Below are 17230 nucleotides of genomic sequence, written 5' to 3' on the forward strand. Positions count from 1 at the left end.
AATTAACGCTCCAGATCTGGCTGGAAGCAATATCCGCGGTACGGAGCGTCCCTATCAGCGTGGCAGGACCGAGGGCCGGAGGTGCCCGGAGGACGGGCCATGCGACACGTGATCGGTACCTCGTCGGCCGCGGCTTTCGGCACGCTCTGCGTCCTGGCGCTCGTCGGCTGGACCCAAGCGGCCAGCACGGTGCCGATGCAGGCCAGCGGGGGCGCAAAAGCCTCCGCGGCGGCCCGTGACGGCGCCGCCTGTGGCGGGGCGGCCTGGCCGTACCCGCCCGGCGCCTGCGCGGGTGCCGGCCTGGTCGGCGACCCGGCGGGCCGTCGCGTCCGGCTCATCGCGGTCGACGCCGCGCCCGGCCGTCGGTGAGGGGCGCGAACCGCCATGCCGCACTTCAGCGACGACCCCGGTGCCGACGAAGATCCCGACCTGCTCGGTGCGCTGCGCCGCATGCTGCGCGCCGGAGAACGCGCTCCGCATCGCCTGCCGACCTGCGCCGAGCGGTTCGGCGTGCCGGCGCCGCGCGATCGCGCGCGTGACGCGCAGGATGCCGTGCTGGCCGGCCCGGACCCGCGGCCGCCCCGATCCCGACATCGCTGAGACCACCCGTGGCGGATGGCTTCGACGCCGTCTCTGCGCGCGCAGCGAAGCGATCCGGCGGCGCCACATCGGCCGGGCGCGCGCAGTTCTGGGTCGCTCCGCTGCGCACGCGATGACGGGGCGGGCGGCATCGACCGAAGACTGCGCGCGGACACCGGGTGATCCGGTAACCGGAGCGCCGCCCGATTGCACCGCTCTCCGGCACGGCCTTAAGTTGCTGCCGGACCCCTATGTCGGGACGCGGATGCGGGTTGGACCCAAGATCGCCCTGGTCGGTGGCGTGCCGATCCTCGCCGCCGGCGCGATCGCCATGGCCGGCTGGCTCCTCCTGGCGCAGGAGGAGCGCGCCCGGCGCGGCGCGGTCCTGGCCGCCGACGTGTACCACGACATCGCCACTGCCCGCCTGGTCCGCGACCAGTACGCCGCCGCGGACGCGCAGGACCGGCCCGCCTACGCCGAGCGCTTCGCCAGCCTGACGGCACGGGCCGAGGCCGGTCTCAGCCGGCTCGCCGGCTTCGCCCGCATCGACGAGCAGCGCGCGCGGACCGCCTCGGTGGAGCGGGCGCTGGCCGGCTACCGGGGCGAGATGGACGCCTTCGTCCGCCGGACCCGGGAGAATGACGGCCTGATCCGCGAGATGACGCAGCGGGCCGACACCCTGATCGACCTCACCGACCGGGCGCGCCTGCGGCAGCAGGCCTCGAACGCCGACCTCGCGCGCTCGACGGCCGAGAAGGTCGAGGCGCTGCGGGTCGCCCGGGGCCTCGTGGCCCGCCTCAACGCCCTGAGAGCCCGCAGCGCGGAGAGCGCCGTGCTCGCTGCCCAGGCCGCGGCCCGGAGCGAGGCCCCCGCGGCCGGCCCCGCCGGAGCGGCGGTCTCGGAGGGCGACGGCCCGCGCGCGCAGGGCCTCTTCCGCGCCGCCAGCCGCGACCTCGCGGCGGCGCTGCGGGCCGACGGCCGGGACGCCGACGCGGAGGCCCTCGACGCGCTCACCGCCGAGACGGCGGGGTCGAAGCCGGACCTCCGCGCGAGGCTCGACGCCTGGATCGAGCGCACCTTGAAGATCGAGACGTCCGGCCAGGAGAGCCTGCACGACGAGGTGGCGCAGCTGCTGGCCTATTCCGTGGAGGCCAACGAGATCGAGCGCGCCACCCAGAACGTCGCGATCGGCACCCTCAAGCTGGGGCCGCGCACCGCGGGCGCCCTCCTGCACCGGGACGCGGCCCTCGCCGAGCGGATGCGCGACGAGGGCGAGCGCCTCGCCCGGAGCGCCGCCTCGCTGCCGATCTCGCCGCTGATCCAGGCCGAGATGGTCCAGGCCCTCGACGGGTGGCGCGGGCGCCTCACCACCACCATCGGGGGCCTGCGGCAGCAGAACGCCATGATCGTCGCGATGGACGGGCTCGCCGCGACGATGATCGACAGCGCCAAGGCGCTCAACGACGCCTTCGTGGAGGACGCCGACCGGTCCGGCATCGTCATCCAGCGGATCCTGCTCGCCGGCGCGGCCGGGCTCCTGCTGTTCGGCGCGCTGGTCGTGATCCTCGTCGCCCGCTCGATCCTGGTGCCGTTGCGCGCCCTCCAGGGCGACATGGTCATGCTGACCGGTAACCCGGCGGGGGCGGCCGTGCGGGGCACGGCACGCCGCGACGAGCTCGGCGACATCGCCCGCGCCACCGCGGTCTTCGTCTCCGAGATCACCCGCCGGGAAGGCGCGCTGCGCCGGGCCAAGGATCAGGCGGACGTCGCCCTGGTCGAGCTGCGCCGGACCCAGGACAACCTCGTCCGCGCCGAGAAGCTCGCCTCCCTCGGGCAGCTCGTGGCCGGGGTCGCCCACGAGATCAACACGCCGCTGGGCATCGCGCTCACCACCGGGACGCTCATGAGCGACGAGGCGCGGGCCTTCCGCACCGGCCTGTCCGCCGGCACGCTGTCGCGGTCCCGGCTGAACCACTTCGTCGACCGGGTCGAGGAGGGCGCCACCCTGCTCTGCACGAATCTCACCCGGGCCGCCGACCTCGTCCAGGGCTTCAAGCAGGTCGCCGTGGACCGCGTCAGCGACGAGAGCCGCAGCGTCGTGCTGGCGACCTGGCTCGACGACCTGCTGGCGAGCCTCAGGCCGATGCTGCGCAAGGGCGGCCATACGGTGGAGCGCGCCTGCCCCGCGGACCTCGTCATCGACACCAATCCCGGCGTGCTCGCGCAGATCGTGACCAACCTCATCGCGAACGCGGTCGTGCACGGGTTCCGCGCGGGCGAGCCGGGACGGATCGCCGTGGACGTGTCGGAACGGGAGGGCGGCCTCGTGCGGATGGAAGTCCGCGACACCGGTCAGGGCATCCCGCCGGAGCACCTCGACCGGATCTTCGACCCGTTCTTCACGACGGCCCGCAGCGCCGGCAGCACGGGGCTCGGCATGCACATCGTCCACAATCTCGTGACCGCCAAGCTCGGCGGCCGGATCGCGGTCAGCAGCGAGCCCGGCCAGGGGACCGTCGTGCAGGTCGACTTTCCCGCCCAGGGTGCCGGAGCGGCCGCCCGGCCGCGGACCGGCGCGATCCGGACGCCGTGAGGCCGGCCGCGGCATACCGCGCCGGCCAGCGCGCCCTGGCGGTCGCCTTCATCTCGGCGCTGATCCTGGGTCACGGCCCGGCATCGGCGCGCACCTTCGTGTTCTGCTCGGAAGGCAGCCCGGAAACCTTCGATCCCGCCCGCGCCACGACCACCACCACGATGAACGCCGCGTGGCAGGTCTACAATACGCTCGTGGAGTTCGTGCCCGGCACCACGACGATCCGCCCGGCCCTCGCCGAATCCTGGACGGTCTCGGAAGACGGCCGGACCTACGTCTTCGCTCTGCGGGACGGCGTCCGCTTCCACGCCAACGCGCGCTTCACCCCCACGCGCGCCCTGAACGCCGACGACGTGGTGTTCTCGTTCACCCGGCAGCGGCGCTCCGGGCCCGACGGCGCCGCGCAGGGCTTCACCTACTTCCACGATCTCGGCCTCGCCGACCTGATCGAGACCGTCGACGCTCCGGATCCGCGCCACGTCCGCTTCCGGCTGCGCGAGGCCGACACCACCTTCCTCGCCAACATCGCGCAGGCCTTCGGCGCCATCCTGTCCGCCGAGTACGCGGCCGCCCTCGCGGCCGGCAACGCGTCGGACGACCTCGCCCGGGCGCCCATCGGGACGGGCCCGTTCGTCTTCGAGGGGTACCGGCCGGATCAGGTCCTCCGCTACCGCGCCTTCCCGGATTACTGGCGCCGCGCCGCGGACGGGAACGAGCCGGGCGAGCGACCCGACGGTCTCGTCTTCGCGATCACGCCGAACGCGGCGGTCCGGCTGAACAAGCTGCGGGCCGGCGAGTGCCACGCCATGGCGTTCCCGGCGACCGGCGACCTCGACGCGATCCGGGCGGAGCCGGGCCTGACGCTGCTCGCGCTGGCCGAGCTGAACGTCGCCTATCTCGCCCTCAACACGACCCGTGCGCCCTTCGGCGACGTCCGGGTGCGGCGCGCGGTCAACCTCGCCATCGACCGGCGGGCGATCGTGGCGGGCGTCTACGGCGACGCGGGGATCCTGGCGCAGGGGCCGCTGCCGCCCGGGATCTGGGCCCACGACGCGGACCTGCCGGACACCCCCTTCGACCGCGGCGAGGCGCTGCGCCTGCTCGCCGAGGCCGGGCTCGCCGACGGCTTCGACGTTGACCTGTGGTATCCGCCAGTCAGCCGACCCTACAACCCGAACGGCCGGCGCGTCGCCGACATGATCCAGGCCGACCTCGCGCAAGTTGGCATCCGCGCGCGCCCGGTCACGCGTCCCTGGAACGCGTACCGCGCCGCCCTATACGGCGGAGAGCCCACGCTGATGCTCTACGGCTGGACGAGCGACAACGGCGACCCGGACAACTTCCTGAACGTCCTGCTCGGCTGCAAGGCCGCCCAGACCGGCGGCGCCAACCTCGCCCGCTGGTGCGACCCGGCCTACGACCGGCTGGTCGAGGCCGCCCGCCGCACCGGCGACCGGGAGGCGCGCCAGGCTCTGTACCGGCAGGCTCAGGCCATCGCCCGGCGCGCGATGCCCTGGGTGCCCTTGGCCCACACCAAAGTGCATCTGGCGCTCCGCGACGACGTGCTCGGCCTGACGATGGATCCCCTCGGCCGCCACCTGTTCGAGACGGTACGGTTCCGCGACCCGCGCTGACGGCAACGACAGCGCCGTCCGTGCGAGCGGAGCGAAGCAATCCAGCAGCGCCACGTCTACTAACGGCGCGCATCCCTGGGTCGCTTCGCGGCGCTCGCGATGACGGCGTGGGCCGACCGACCGGCCACGCTCACTTCTTGGTCCGCTGCTGGAAGACCCGCAGCACCTGATTGCCCCGCGCCACGGCGTCGTCGAGGGCCCGCTGCGGCGCCTTCGCGCCGTCGAGCGCCGCCTCCAGTTCCTCGGCCCAGATGTCCCGGATCTGCAGCATGTTGCCCAGGCGCAGACCGGCGGTGTTGCGCGTCGGCGGTCGCCGGGTGAGTTCCTGCACGGCGACGTGGAGCTGCGGGTGCCGCTCGAAGAAGCCCTCCGCCACCGCGTCGTCGTAGGCGGCGCGCGTGGTGGGGATGTAGCCGGTGTTCCGGTACATCGCGGCCTGCTGCCGCCCGTCCATCAGGAAGGCCAGGAACCGGGCGACGCCGCGGTACTCGTCCGCCGTCTTGCCCTGCATCACGTAGAGCGAGCCGCCGCCCAGGATCGCGTTCTGCGGCTCCGGCACGACGTCGGGATAGAAGGGCATGGGCACGACCGTCCAGTCGAATCGGGCGGCGGTGGCGACCTTGCCGTACAGGCTGGACGAGGTGAGGAAGATCGCGCAGTCGCCCGAGACGAACCGGCTCTCGCCGCGATTGACGCGGTCGTTGTACTCGAACACGCCCGCGCGCTTCAGGTCGACGAGGTTCTGCAGGTGGCGGACCTGGAGCGGGCCGTTAAAGACGAGTTCGGCGTCGTAGCCGTCCAGGCCGTTGGAGCGGGTCGCGAGCGGCCGGTCGTGCCAGACGGACAGCTGCTCGAGATGCACCCAGGTCGGCCAGGCGGAGGACAGGGCGCACCGCTTGCCGTCCGCCGCCTTGAGCCGCCGCGCGGCCTCGAAGACCTCGGGCCAGGTCGCCGGGGGCTGCTTGACGTCGAGTCCCGCCAGACGGAACCGGTCGCGGTTGATCCACATCACCGTCGAGGAGACGTTGAAGGGGAGCGACAGCATCCCGCCCTCGGCATCCCGATAATTGGTGGCGACGACCGGCAGGAAATCCTCGGGCGTCACCGAGAGCCCGGCCTCCCGCATCACGGTGGCGACGGATCTGACGGCGCCGACGGCGGCCGCCATGGTGCCGTTGCCGACCTCGAAGACCTGCAGCAGGTGCGGCGCCGCGCCGGTGCGGTAGGCCGTGATGCCGCTGCTGATCGTCTCGGCGTAGGAGCCCTTGTAGACCGGCACGACCCGGTAGTCCGGCTGCGAGGCGTTGAAGGTGTCGGCGAGGCGGGTCACCAGCTCGCCGTTCGGCCCGTCCAGGGCGTGCCAGAACTGGATCTCGGTGAGGGCCGCGGCGGGCAGCGGGCGCAGCGCGGCGGGCAGCCCGACGAGTAGCCCGACGAGCAGCGGCATGAGCAGGCCGGTGCTCGGCAGCCTCGAGCGGCCGACGCCGCGCCGGATGGGTTGCGTCGCGCCGCTCATGCCAGCCGCTCCGGGAGCCAAAGCCGCAGCACCGTGCCGGCACCCGCGCTGCTCTGCAGTTCGACCCGCCCCTGAAGGCGGTTCACCACGAGGTTGTGGACGATGTGCAGGCCCAGGCCCGTGCCGCCGCGGGCGCGGGCCGTCGTGAAGAACGGGTCGAACACGCGGCCGAGGTCGGCCCCGTCGATGCCGCGCCCGTCATCGGCGATGGAGAGGCCGATGCCGTCCCCGGACCGGATCCCCGTGATGCTGATGCGGCCGCCCTCCCGATCCTGGAAGCCGTGCTCGATCGCGTTCTTGACGGCGTTCGAGACGACCTGCGCCAGGATCCCCGGCAGGGTGTCGACGATGAGATCGGGCGGGCAGTCGACCTCGAAGACGTGGCGGCCCGGCCGCGCCAGGGCGCGCAGGCTCTTCAGGAGCTCGTCGATCCAGTCCGCGAGGTTCAGCGGGCGGCGGTCCTCGATGGCCTGATCGGCCGCCACCTGCTTGAAGCTGTAGAGGAGATCGGCCGCGCGCATCAGGTTGCTGGTCAGGAGCTGCGCACCCTCCCGCATCCGCCCGGCATACTGGGTCAGCCGTGACCGGGAGAGCTGGTTGTCCCCGACCATGCGCGCGAACGCGGCCGAGTCGGACTGGACCTGCGTCGCCGTGGTCAGGGCGATGCCGAGCGGGGTGCTGATCTCGTGCGAGACGCCCGCCACGAGCTGCCCGAGCGAGGCGAGCCGCTCGGCGCGGATCAGGTCCTCCTGGGCCTGCCGCAGGGTCGTGAGCGCGTCGTCGGCGCGCTGGGAGGCGTTGCGCCGGTCCGCCTCGCGGCGGCGGATCTGCTCCAGGAACGCGTTGGTCGCCCTGGCGATGTCGCCGAGTTCGTCGCGTCGGGTGAGCAGGTGGCTGTCGCGGCCGATATCCTCGGGGGCGGGCGCGGCGGCGGCGGTGACGATGCTGTGCTGGAGCGCGTGCAGCGGCCGGGTGATCGAGCGCGCCACCGCGGCGGCGGCGCCGATCCCCAGGCACAGGGCGCCGACCGCCCCCACGACCAGCAACTGCCGGATCACGCTGCCGAACTGGTCGGCATCGTCGATGAAGGCCCGGCTCAGGGTCTGCGCGTTGGCGCTCATCGTGGCGGCGCGGCTGTCCATGTCGGCGATGGTCTCGTTCTGCTCGCCGATCTTCCCGATCGTCGCGGCGAGCTGCGTGCGCCACCCATCGATCGCCTCAGCCATCTCGTCCCGGATGCTCACCGGGATGAGCAGCGTCCGGGACGTGCCCGACAGCTCCGCGCCCGCCTCCAGCACCCGCGACGCTTCCGCAGTATCCCGGCGCGCCAGGGCCGCATCCGTCCGCCGGGCCAGGCGCAGGGCCGTGAGGGCGATGTCCTGGGCGGAGAGTTCGGCCTCGTTCGAGAGGACCGAGTGACGGATCAGGAGCGCGACCTCCTCGTACAGCCGGTTCTGCCGGGTGACGTTCACTTGGACGAGCTCGTCGCACCACTCGACCAGGACGCGGCCGGCCTGGGTCGCGCGGGTCAGCTCGAAGCCCTCGGAGAGCACCCTGTTGAGGCCGTCCTCGGTCCGGCTCCGGTCGCGGTACGCCTTCAAAAGCTCCGTCGCCCGGTCCGCCGCCCCCGCCTCGCCGTCGACCCGCAGGACGCGGCGCAGCCGGTCGCCCACCGCATCGAGCTGCCGCAGGTCGGCGGCGAGCTCATCGAACTCGATCGGGAAGACCGGGCGACCGATGCGCGCCCGGTTCAGCTCCGCGGTGCTGATCGCCTCCCGGAGCTCCCGGAGGGCCGTGACGACGCCCTGGTTCCGCTCCAGCTCGGCATCCTTGACGGCCAGGACGGCGATCAGCTGAGCGTTGTCCTGCTGCTGGCGCCGGCGCGCGACGTCGGTCAGGGCCACCAGGGCGTCCGCCCGCCGGGCCATATCGGCGATCGTCGCGTTCGCGGTCCGCTCGGAGAGCAGGAGCGACCGCATGCGCGTCACCTGCGAGTTCAGATCGCCCGTGACGGTCGCCACGAGAGCCGACTGGCCGCGCGTGCGCGCGAGACCCTCCAGGCGTTCGAGCTGCCCGGCCGCCGTGGCGGCCCGCTCGTCGAAGCGACGCTCGGCCTCGTCCCGCCGCGCGGTGCCGCCGCTGACGGCATCCGCCCGCGCCCGGTTCATCGACGTCAGCGTCTGTGCGGTCTCCGTCGCCACCACGGCGCCGGTCCGGGCCCGCTCGGCCTCGTAGAGCAGGATCCAGGCGCCCAGCGCGATGGCGGCCGCGACGAGAATCGGGATCGCGCCGACCACGAGGACGCGGCGCGCGATCCCGGACCTCCCCAACCCGCGGATCATCGCGCCGCGCACCGTGTCCCGCGCCCCGTCACCCGTCCCGCTCCCCAATCCGTCGCTGATTCCGCGACGACACACTCCGTTATTGTGCCATCGGCGCGATGACTTCCCGAGAGCGCTGAAGCAACACGGGACGCAATATTCCCGCAGCACCGCTTGCGTAGATACCGCCCCGCACAACGGTCCTCGAAGGCCGAATGAGGGGAAACACCATGCTCGACGTCATCGCCCGCCTCCTGCTCTCGGCCGGCATCATGGTCGGCACAACCTACCTGCCGGCGCTCTCGCAGGCCGTCACCGGGCAGCCGGCCGGCACCCGGAGCTACGCCGCGGACGCGCCCGCCTGCCCGGCGAAGCCCGCGATGGCCGGGATCCGCGCCCGGTCCTGCCTGGGCTGACCGGCGTGGAGACGCTTCCTCTGATCCTGCTCGTCGGCGGGAATGTCCTGCTCGCGATCGTGATCCCGCTCCTCGTCTGAGCGCGCCGCGATCATGCTCCGCGAGGCCGCCGGAAGGCCGGTCGACCAGGGCCCGCCGCGAACCGCCGCCGCGGTCGGCAGTTGCCCGCCGGTGAGGCCTCGATTAGCCGGTCGATGCGGCCGGCTCGGGCCGCGCCCCGTGTCACGATGCGCCGCCCATGCCCGCGTCTCCAAGCCTCGCCCGGGACCGATCCCGCATCGCGGCCCTCGCTCTGGCGACGCTGATCGGCGTCGGCGATCCCCGCCCGGGCTGGTCCCTCGACATGCCGGACAGCCCGCGTCCCGCCCGGCCGTCCCGGCCGGTGCCGCCGGAGCTGGCTGCGGCCCTCGCGGCGTACAGGACCTACGTCGTGGCCCAGGCCGACGCCTTCGTGCGCGAGACCGCGCGCTTCGTCGCGGCGATCCAGGCCGGGCAGCTCGCGGAGGCGCGCCGGCTCTACGCCCCGGCGCGCGCGCCCTACGAGCGCATCGAGCCGGTGGCGGCCCTGTTTCCCGAGCTGATCAAGCGTCTCGACGTGCGCAGCGACGAGTTCGAGCTGCGCGAGCGCGATCCCGCCTTCGTCGGCTTCCATCGGCTGGAGATGGCGCTGTTCACCCTCGGCACCACGGAGGGGCTCGGCGAGGTCGCGGAGCGGCTCACCGCCGAGACCGTGACCCTGCGCGACCGACTCGCGGCGCTCGCCATCCCGCCCGCCCGGGCGGTCGGGGCGGCCTCGGCCCTGATCGAGGGGATCGCCGCCACCAAGATCAGCGGCGAGGAGGAGCGCTACAGCCGCACCGACCTGTGGGACTTCCAGGCCAATATCGAGGGCTCGAAGGTGGTGTTCACGCTCCTGCGGCCGCTGCTGACGGACCGGGACTTCGTGGCCCGGGTCGAGCGCAGCTACAAGCGAGTCGAGGACCTGCTCGCGCGCTACCGCAGTCCGGACGGCGGCTTCCAGAGCTACGACAACCTTACCGCCCGGGACCGCAACGCCCTGAAGGGGCCCATCACCCTTCTGGCCGAAGATCTGTCGACGCTGCGTGGCCGGTTGGGTTTAGACTGATATCATTGTCGAGGTGCCGCCCTGTGGCCTTTGTTCGAGGCTACAGGGGGCAAAACACACAGACCTTGCCGAGCGATGATGCGTTTCCCGTCCCCGGTCACCACCCGCCGCCAGCTTCTCGGCGGACTCGGAGCCGCCGCGCTCGTCGGCCCGGCCCGGGCCGAGGACGCCACGCCGACCATCGCCACGGAAGGGACGCTCGTCGCCCAGCCCTTCTACGGCCCCCACCAGGCCGGGATCGTCACCCCGCAGCCGGCCGCCGCCCTGTACGTCGCCTTCGACGTGCTGGCCGAGCGGCGCGGCGAGCTGCCCTACCTGTTCCGGACGCTCACCGAGCGCCTCGCCTTCCTGACGCGCGGCGGTGCCGTGCCCGATCTTCACCCGCAGCTCCCGCCACGCAATTCCGGCATCCTCGGGCCGACCATCCTCCCTGACAATCTCACCGCCACCGTCTCGGTCGGCGCGAGCCTGTTCGATTACCGGTTCGGCCTAGGTCGCGCTCGCCCGCGCCATCTCGGGCCGATGGAGCGCTTCCCCAACGACGCCCTCGACCCGGCGCAGTGCCACGGCGACCTGCTGATCCAGTTCTGCTCGAACACCGCCGAGACCAACATCCACGCCCTGCGCGACGTCATCAAGGCGACGCCCGGCCTCCTCACGCCGCGCTGGAAGATGGAGGGCTTCCTCCCGCCCCACGTGGTGAAGACCATGGGGGCCGACACCGTGCGCAACATGCTCGGCTTCAAGGACGGCACCGCCAACCTCGACGTGCGGGACCTCCGGATGATGGACCGTTACGTCTGGGTCGGAGCGGGGCAGGACGAGCCGGCCTGGACGACGGGCGGAAGCTACCAGGTCGTGCGGATCATCCGCACCCTCGTCGAGCGCTGGGACCGCACGCCGCTCGGCGAGCAGGAGGCCATCATCGGGCGGCACAAGGGCAGCGGCGCGCCGCTCCGGCAGGGACACGAGCGCGACGTCCCCGACTACGCCGCCGACCCGGACGGCGAGGCGATCTCGCTGGCGGCCCATATCCGTCTCGCCAATCCGCGCCTGCCGGGCACCGAGGGCAGTTTGATCCTGCGCCGCAGCTACAACTATTCCCGCGGGCTGACCGCCGCCGGCCAGCTCGACATGGGCCTGCTGTTCGTCTGCTACCAGGCCGACCTCGCCGCCGGATTTGTCACCGTGCAGAACCGTCTGTCCGGCGAGGGGCTCGAAGAGTACATCCGCCCGATCGGCGGCGGCTATTTCTTCGCTCTGCCCGGCGTGCCGGGGCCCGGCTCCTTCCTCGGGGAAGGAATGCTGGCCACGACCTAGACGGCGTCGACGCGGATTCCGGCTCGGACCACCGCCCCCGGATGCTGCCCCGGGGCGCCCGAGAGACCGGCCGCCCGCGGGACCGCTCCCGCGCTCAGTCGCCGTCCGTCTGCCCCGCGATCAGGGCCATGCGGACGAGTTCGGAAAGGCTGCCGGCCTGGAGCTTGGACATGACGTTCGCCCGGTAGATCTCCACCGTCCGCGGGCTGATGCCGAGATCGAGGCCGATCACCTTGTTGGCCTTGCCGGCGATCAGTCCCTCCAGCACCTGCCGCTCGCGCTCGGTCAGTTCGGCCAGGCGCGCCCGCACCGCGTCGCGCTCGGACGCGCGCTTGGCCGTCCGGTCCGAGCGCGCCAGGGCCGAGCGGATGCTGGCGAGGAGCACCTCGTCGTCGAACGGCTTCTCGATGAAGTCGACCGCGCCGGCCTTCATGGCCGCGACCGCGAGGGCGACGTCCGCGTGGCCCGTCATGACGATGACCGGCGGCAGGCTACCCCGCTGACGGAGGCGGTGCAGGAGCTCAACGCCGTCGATGCCGGGCATGCGCACGTCGGTGACGACGCAGCCGACGCGCTCGGATTCTGCCGCCAAGAAGGCGGTCGCGGAATCGTGGACGCGGACGGTCAGCCCGTCGGTCGCCAGCAGGAAGGCCAGCGCCTGACGCACCGCGAGATCGTCGTCCACGATGTGCACGGGCGCGTCACTCGACATGAGCCATCTCCTCGCGGTCGAAGGTGCGCAGGGTGAAGCGGAAGGTCGTCCCGCCGTCCGGACCGGGTCCGGCCTGGATCTTGCCGCCGTGGGCCTCGACGATCGTCCGGCAGATCGACAGGCCGACGCCCATGCCGTTCGCCTTCGTCGTCACGAAGGGCTGGAAGAGCTGCTCGGCGATCTCGGGCGCGATGCCGGTCCCGGTATCCGACACGCGCACCTCGACCAGGCCCTCGGCGGGCAGCGCCCGCGTGGCGACGGTCAGGTCGCGCCGGGCGACGTCCTGCATGGCCTCGATCGCGTTGCGGATGAGGTTGAGCAGGACCTGCTGCACCTGGATCCGGACCGCCATCACGAGGGGCGCGTCCGGGTCGAGATCGAAGCGGACGCGCACGCCCTTCTCCTTGGCGCCGACGAGGGCCAGGGCGCTCGCTTCCTCAATCAGCTTCGGCAATCCCTCGATGTGGCGCTCGCTCTCGCCGCGCGACACGAAATCCCGCAGGTGCCGGATCACCTGCCCGGCTCTCAGGGCCTGGTCGGCCGCTTGATTCACCGCGTCGGCGAGCAGGGGCACCTCGGGACCCTCCATGCGCCCGAGGAGGCGGCGGCAGCCCTTCAGGTAGCTCGCGATCGCCGTCAGGGGCTGGTTGATCTCGTGGGCCAGGGTCGAGGCCATCTCGCCGAGGGCGGTGAAGCGCGACATGTGCACCAGCTCGGACTGCAGCTCCTGCAGGCGCGTCTCGGTCTCGTTCCGCTCGGTGAGGTCCCGGATGAAGCCCGTGAAGTAGCGCTCGCCGCCCGAGCGCATCTCCCCGACCGACAGCTCCATGGGGAAGGTCGAGCCGTCCTTGCGCTGGCCGACCACGACGCGGCCGATGCCGATGATCCGGCGCTCGCCCGTCCGGAGGTAGCGGGCCATGTAGGCGTCGTGCTGGCTGCGGTACGGCTCCGGCATCAGCACGCTGACGTTCCGCCCGACCATCTCGTCCGAGCCGTAGCCGAACTGGCGCACGGCGGCCGCGCTGAACGACTTGATCTGCGCCTGCTCGTCGATGACGATCATCGCATCGGGGACCGTGTCGAGGATCGAGCGCAGGTGCGCCTCGCGCGCCCGCAACTCCTCGTCGGCCTGCTTCTGCGCGTGGATGCTGAAGACCACGCCCCGGTGCCGGCACGGCCGGCCGCCGGCATCGACCTGCACGCGCCCGCGCGAGCGCAACCAGTGAACGCGTCCATCGGGATGCACGGCTCGGAAGTCGATCTCGTAGCTTCCGCCGTCCGTCAGCGCGCGCCCGATCGCCGCCGCCCGGGCGGCGCGGTCGTCCGGGTGAACGCGCGCTTGGATCTCGTCCAAAGTGGTGAGACGGTCCGGCGGCACGCCGAACAGGCGGATGCAGGACGGGAGGATCGTGACGCGCCCGGTCGGGATGTCGAGGGCCCAGCCGCAGATGCCGGCCTCGTCGAGCGTCAGCCGCAGGCCGTCGGCGTCGAAGGGGCCGCCGTCGCCGGTGGCGGGCGCGTATGGGTGTTCAGGCGTCGTCATGTCAGTCGCGCGCGGGGGGACGGCACCGTCATCCGTCCGGGTCGTCGGCGCCCGTCTTACACCGCCGGTTGCATCAGCAAACAGCCGGGGGGCGCGCGTGCGCGCCGCAGCGGCTCACGGCGTCGCCGTCGCGCCCCGCTTCCGCGCGGTGACTTGCCGAAGCAGGCGTCCGAGCTGCTCGGCCGAGTAGGGTTTGTGCAGGACCGAGAATCCGTGCGCGCCGTCCTGCGCGAGGACGTGGCTGTAGCCTGAGGCCAGGAGCACCGGAAGCCGCGGCATCCGGCGCCTGAGTTCCTGCGCGAGGGCCAGCCCGCCCATCCCCGGCATCACTACGTCCGAGAACACGACGTCGAACTCCGTTCCCTCGGGTCCGAGCCGGTCCAAGGCTTCCTCGGCATTCGCGGCCCAGGTGGTCTCGTAACCGAGATCTTCCAGAATCTGCGTGGCGAAGGTGCCGACCTCGACGTTGTCCTCCACCACCAGAACGCGCTGGCCGGAACCGATGGGGGAGGTCGGCTCCGCGGGGGCGACGGCGGCGTACGGCGCGGACTCGGCCGCGACTTCGGGCAGGTAGAGCGTGAAGGTCGTCCCCGCGCCGAGCACGCTCTCGACCGCGACATCGCCGCCGGACTGCTTCACGAAGCCGAATACTTGGCTCAGGCCCAGGCCCGTCCCCTTGCCGACCTCCTTGGTGGTGAAGAACGGCTCGAAGATCCGGTCCAGCACGTTCGGGGCGATGCCGGAGCCGGTATCGGTGAGCGCGATCGCCGCGAACGGCCGCGCACTCGCCGCGTGCCCGCGGATCGCCGGCAGAGGGCAGGTGCAGGTCAATCGCAGCGTGAGGGTGCCCTCGCCGTCCATCGCGTCGCGCGCGTTGACGGCGATGTTCACCAGCGCCGTCTCGAACTGGCTCAGGTCGGCGCGCACGGCGCAGGAGACTTCCGGGATCGCGGTGACGACCCGGATCCGCGCGCCCGTCACCGTGTCGAGCAGCTCGGCCACGGCCCGCAACCGGTCGCCGAGGTCGAAGACCTGCGGGTCCAGGGTCTGGCGGCGGGCGAAGGCGAGAAGCTGGCCGGTCAGCTTGGCGGCGCGATCGACCGTGTCGGACACCGCGTCGAGGTAGCGGGCCTTGCGCGCCTCGGGCAGCTCGGGCCGGCGCAGGAAGTCGACAGACGAGCGGATGATGGTGAGCAGGTTGTTGAAGTCGTGCGCCACGCCGCCGGTGAGCTGGCCCACGGCCTCCATCTTCTGCGACTGGCGCAGCGCCTCCTCGGTCTTGAGCAGCTCTCCGGTGCGCTCGGCGACACGGCTCTCCAGGGTCTCGTTCAGCTCGCGCAGGCCGTCTTCCGCCAGCTTGCGGTCGTGGATGTCGGTCGATGTCCCGAACCAGGCGGTGATGGTCCCCCCGGGATCGCGCAGCGGTTCGGCCCGGGCCATGTACCAGCGATACGCGCCGTCGTGCCGCCGATAGCGCACCTCGATCTCGTAGGTGACGCCCCGCTCGCGCGCGTCCGCCCAGACCGCCGCCGTCCGCGCGCGATCGTCCGGATGCACAGCCTCGATCCAGCCATCGGGCAGCGACGCCTGCGTGTCGAGGCCGGTATACGCGCACCAGCGGTCGTTCAGGTAATGCAGGCGGCCGTCCGGCGAGGCGAACCAGACGAAGGCCGGCACGACGTCGGTCAGCGTGCGCAGCCGCGCCTCGGCCTCGCGGCGCTCGTCGATGTCGATGACCGAGCCGAAATAGCCGAGGAACGCGCCGTCGGAGGCGAACCGCGGCGACGCGGCGTCGAGCGCCCAGCGGTACCGGCCGTCCCCGTCCCCGAGGCGGTATTCGAGGCGGAACGACGCCCGGTCGGCGTTCGCCGCCAGGAACACCTGCTCGGAGTGGGCGCGGTCATCGGGATGGATCGCGTCCAGCCAACCGAGGCCGAGCGCCTCGGCCTCGGCCTGCCCGGTGAACTCGTACCAGCGCCGGTTGAGGTAGATGCACGCCCCGGTCTCGTCGGTGATCCAGGTCATCACCGGCGCGTCGTCCGCCATGGCGCGGAAGCGGGCCTCGCTCTCCCTGAGCCGCGCGTCGGCCTCGTGGCGGAACGTGACGTCGCTGGCCATCCCGAACCACTCGGTGACGGTCCCGTGCCGATCGATCAGCGGCACCGCGCGCGACAGCGTCCAGCCGACGCCGCCGTCGGCGCGCCGGACCCGGTGCTCGAGTTCGAACAGGCCCTTGCGGCTGACCGCGTCGTTGACGGCGGCCGTGACCTCGGACCTGTCGGCCGGATCGACGTAGCGGTCGAGCCAGCGCACGCTCGGCTCCGCCATGTCGGACAGGAAGCCGCGGCCATCGAGCTGGCGCATCTCCTGCCAGTCCGGGCTCATGCGGTAGACCACGTCGGAGGTCGCGTGGACCAGGGCGCGGAGCCGCGCCTCGCTGAGCCGCAGGCTCGCCTCCGCGCCGACACGCTCGATATGCGCCCAGCAGCGCTCGGTCGCTTCGCGGATGAGCGCGAGCTCGGCGCGCGACCAGCGGTGAGGCCGCGCGTGGTGGACGGCCATCAGGGCGGCGAGCCGTCCGTCCTTCACCAGCGGCATGCAAATGGTGGCCGCGATCCCGATCGCCCGGAAGGCCTCGGCCTCGTGCGGGGCGAGCTCGGCGGCGTTGTCGTTGATGATGAGCGGCCGGCCGGCATTGAGTTCCTGGACGGCCAGGGCGCCGAAATCGGCGAGGCTGTAATGCCCGAGGATCGAGGGCGCCGTCGGCACGTGCCAGTTGCCGCGGATGGTGAAGCCGTCGCCGTCCGGATCCATGTCGGCGTAGGCGCAATTCGACAGGTTCAGGTGTGCGCCGACGCAGCGCGTGGTGATCTCCAGGATCGTGCCGGCGTCGCGGGCGTTCGCGGTTGCCTGGCCCAGCTGGTCGAGGAAGCCGAGGCGGCTCTCGTTCTCGGCGATCCGACGCTCGCTGAGGACGCGCTCGGTGATGTCGATCACCGTGGCGAGCGTGCCGATCGGCGTCCCGTCGTCGTCCAGGATGGGCGTGTAGTCGAGGTCCATCCAGACCGCCTCCGGACGCCCGTGTCGCCAGAGCTCCAGTTCCTGGGCGCGGAAGCTGAGCGGGCGACCGGCCAGGCCGCTGGCGATCACGTGCGCGTTGAAGGCGCGGGCTTCCGGCCAGAGTTCCAGGAGACGCCCGCCGAGGGCCTCCGGATGGCGCGGGCCGCAGACCTCCGCGTAGCCCCGGTTGTAGACCAAGATCCCGTCGCTTCCCCAGATCGCCACCGTCGGGACCGGCGAGAGCAGCAGGGTCTGGACGATGGTCCGGACGGGCGCGGGCCAAGAGGCGATGGCCCCGAGCGGCGTCGCCGCCCAGTCATGACCGCGGATCAGGTCGCCGAGATCCCCGCCTCCGACCGGAGACCAGTTCTGCGGGACGGCCGCGCGCGTCATCGATGCGAATACCGAAA

At 72.3% G+C, this 17230-nt stretch carries 12 protein-coding genes; 7 read left to right on the plus strand and 5 right to left on the minus strand.

Annotation, left to right across the window (positions count from 1 at the left end; translation table 11 throughout):
- Nucleotides 1–99 precede the first annotated feature (99 nt).
- The 4 genes from BLW78_RS15420 to BLW78_RS15435 all read left to right on the plus strand — a co-directional run bounded on the left by BLW78_RS15420 (nt 100) and on the right by BLW78_RS15435 (nt 4806).
- A complete protein-coding gene (locus tag BLW78_RS15420) occupies nt 100–369 on the plus strand; it encodes a hypothetical protein (RefSeq protein ID WP_091680610.1) in 270 nt (89 codons plus the stop codon).
- A gap of 15 nt (nt 370–384) precedes the next feature.
- Nucleotides 385–600 (plus strand): hypothetical protein, encoded by a 216-nt coding sequence (locus BLW78_RS15425; RefSeq protein WP_091680612.1) that lies wholly within the window; start codon nt 385–387, stop codon nt 598–600.
- Nucleotides 601–844: 244 nt separating this feature from the next.
- Nucleotides 845–3172: a sensor histidine kinase gene (locus BLW78_RS15430; RefSeq protein ID WP_091680613.1), complete on the plus strand. Its 2328-nt coding sequence runs from the start codon at nt 845–847 to the stop codon at nt 3170–3172.
- Nucleotides 3169–4806 carry an ABC transporter substrate-binding protein gene (locus tag BLW78_RS15435; protein WP_091680615.1) on the plus strand — a complete coding sequence of 546 codons (1638 nt, stop codon included), beginning with the start codon at nt 3169–3171 and terminating at the stop codon, nt 4804–4806. Before BLW78_RS15430 ends, BLW78_RS15435 begins: the two co-directional genes overlap by 4 nt.
- A 130-nt stretch (nt 4807–4936) precedes the next feature.
- Here the strand turns inward: BLW78_RS15435 and ugpB are convergent, their stop codons facing one another.
- Together ugpB and BLW78_RS15445 are read right to left on the minus strand one after the other, a co-directional pair.
- A complete protein-coding gene (gene ugpB, locus BLW78_RS15440) occupies nt 4937–6322 on the minus strand; it encodes a sn-glycerol-3-phosphate ABC transporter substrate-binding protein UgpB (RefSeq protein ID WP_091680616.1) in 1386 nt (461 codons plus the stop codon).
- Complete coding sequence (locus BLW78_RS15445) at nt 6319–8664, minus strand: sensor histidine kinase (protein WP_091680650.1); 2346 nt, start codon at nt 8662–8664, stop codon at nt 6319–6321. The genes ugpB and BLW78_RS15445 overlap by 4 nt, the downstream gene beginning before the upstream one ends.
- Nucleotides 8665–8873: 209 nt before the next feature.
- Here BLW78_RS15445 and BLW78_RS15450 point away from each other — a divergent pair, with 209 nt between their 5' ends.
- From BLW78_RS15450 to efeB, 3 genes are all read left to right on the plus strand, one after another.
- On the plus strand, nt 8874–9059 hold the full coding sequence (locus BLW78_RS15450; protein ID WP_056533322.1) for a hypothetical protein: 186 nt from the start codon (nt 8874–8876) through the stop codon (nt 9057–9059).
- 238 nt (nt 9060–9297) lie between these two features.
- The gene (gene efeO, locus BLW78_RS15455; protein ID WP_020093141.1) at nt 9298–10185 is read left to right on the plus strand and encodes an iron uptake system protein EfeO; all 888 of its coding nucleotides are present in this window, start codon (nt 9298–9300) and stop codon (nt 10183–10185) included.
- Nucleotides 10186–10263: 78 nt separating this feature from the next.
- Nucleotides 10264–11505 carry an iron uptake transporter deferrochelatase/peroxidase subunit gene (gene efeB / locus BLW78_RS15460; RefSeq protein WP_091680652.1) on the plus strand — a complete coding sequence of 414 codons (1242 nt, stop codon included), beginning with the start codon at nt 10264–10266 and terminating at the stop codon, nt 11503–11505.
- 94 nt (nt 11506–11599) lie between these two features.
- Here the strand turns inward: efeB and fixJ are convergent, their stop codons facing one another.
- From fixJ to BLW78_RS15475, 3 genes are all read right to left on the minus strand, one after another.
- Nucleotides 11600–12217, minus strand: coding sequence for a response regulator FixJ (gene fixJ / locus BLW78_RS15465; protein ID WP_020093143.1), 618 nt, complete (start codon nt 12215–12217; stop codon nt 11600–11602).
- Entirely contained in the window at nt 12207–13760 is a 1554-nt protein-coding gene (locus BLW78_RS15470; RefSeq protein WP_042669577.1) for a PAS domain S-box protein, read from the minus strand. The genes fixJ and BLW78_RS15470 overlap by 11 nt, the downstream gene beginning before the upstream one ends.
- Nucleotides 13761–13874: 114 nt before the next feature.
- A complete protein-coding gene (locus tag BLW78_RS15475) occupies nt 13875–17213 on the minus strand; it encodes a PAS domain S-box protein (RefSeq protein ID WP_091680618.1) in 3339 nt (1112 codons plus the stop codon).
- Nucleotides 17214–17230: the final 17 nt, after the last annotated feature.

The organism is Methylobacterium sp. 275MFSha3.1, from assembly GCF_900108435.1.
Lineage (GTDB): Bacteria > Pseudomonadota > Alphaproteobacteria > Rhizobiales > Beijerinckiaceae > Methylobacterium.

What these genes read in the sequence shown, in the direction of transcription:
- BLW78_RS15420 (WP_091680610.1), top strand. Translation starts at nt 100, where the DNA reads ATGCGACACGTGATCGGTACCTCGTCGGCCGCGGCTTTCGGCACGCTC.
- BLW78_RS15425 (WP_091680612.1), top strand. Translation starts at nt 385, where the DNA reads ATGCCGCACTTCAGCGACGACCCCGGTGCCGACGAAGATCCCGACCTG.
- BLW78_RS15430 (WP_091680613.1), top strand. Translation starts at nt 845, where the DNA reads ATGCGGGTTGGACCCAAGATCGCCCTGGTCGGTGGCGTGCCGATCCTC.
- ugpB (WP_091680616.1), bottom strand. Translation starts at nt 6,322, where the DNA reads ATGAGCGGCGCGACGCAACCCATCCGGCGCGGCGTCGGCCGCTCGAGG.
- BLW78_RS15445 (WP_091680650.1), bottom strand. Translation starts at nt 8,664, where the DNA reads ATGATCCGCGGGTTGGGGAGGTCCGGGATCGCGCGCCGCGTCCTCGTG.
- BLW78_RS15450 (WP_056533322.1), top strand. Translation starts at nt 8,874, where the DNA reads ATGCTCGACGTCATCGCCCGCCTCCTGCTCTCGGCCGGCATCATGGTC.
- efeO (WP_020093141.1), top strand. Translation starts at nt 9,298, where the DNA reads ATGCCCGCGTCTCCAAGCCTCGCCCGGGACCGATCCCGCATCGCGGCC.
- efeB (WP_091680652.1), top strand. Translation starts at nt 10,264, where the DNA reads ATGCGTTTCCCGTCCCCGGTCACCACCCGCCGCCAGCTTCTCGGCGGA.
- fixJ (WP_020093143.1), bottom strand. Translation starts at nt 12,217, where the DNA reads ATGTCGAGTGACGCGCCCGTGCACATCGTGGACGACGATCTCGCGGTG.
- BLW78_RS15470 (WP_042669577.1), bottom strand. Translation starts at nt 13,760, where the DNA reads ATGACGACGCCTGAACACCCATACGCGCCCGCCACCGGCGACGGCGGC.
- BLW78_RS15475 (WP_091680618.1), bottom strand. Translation starts at nt 17,213, where the DNA reads ATGACGCGCGCGGCCGTCCCGCAGAACTGGTCTCCGGTCGGAGGCGGG.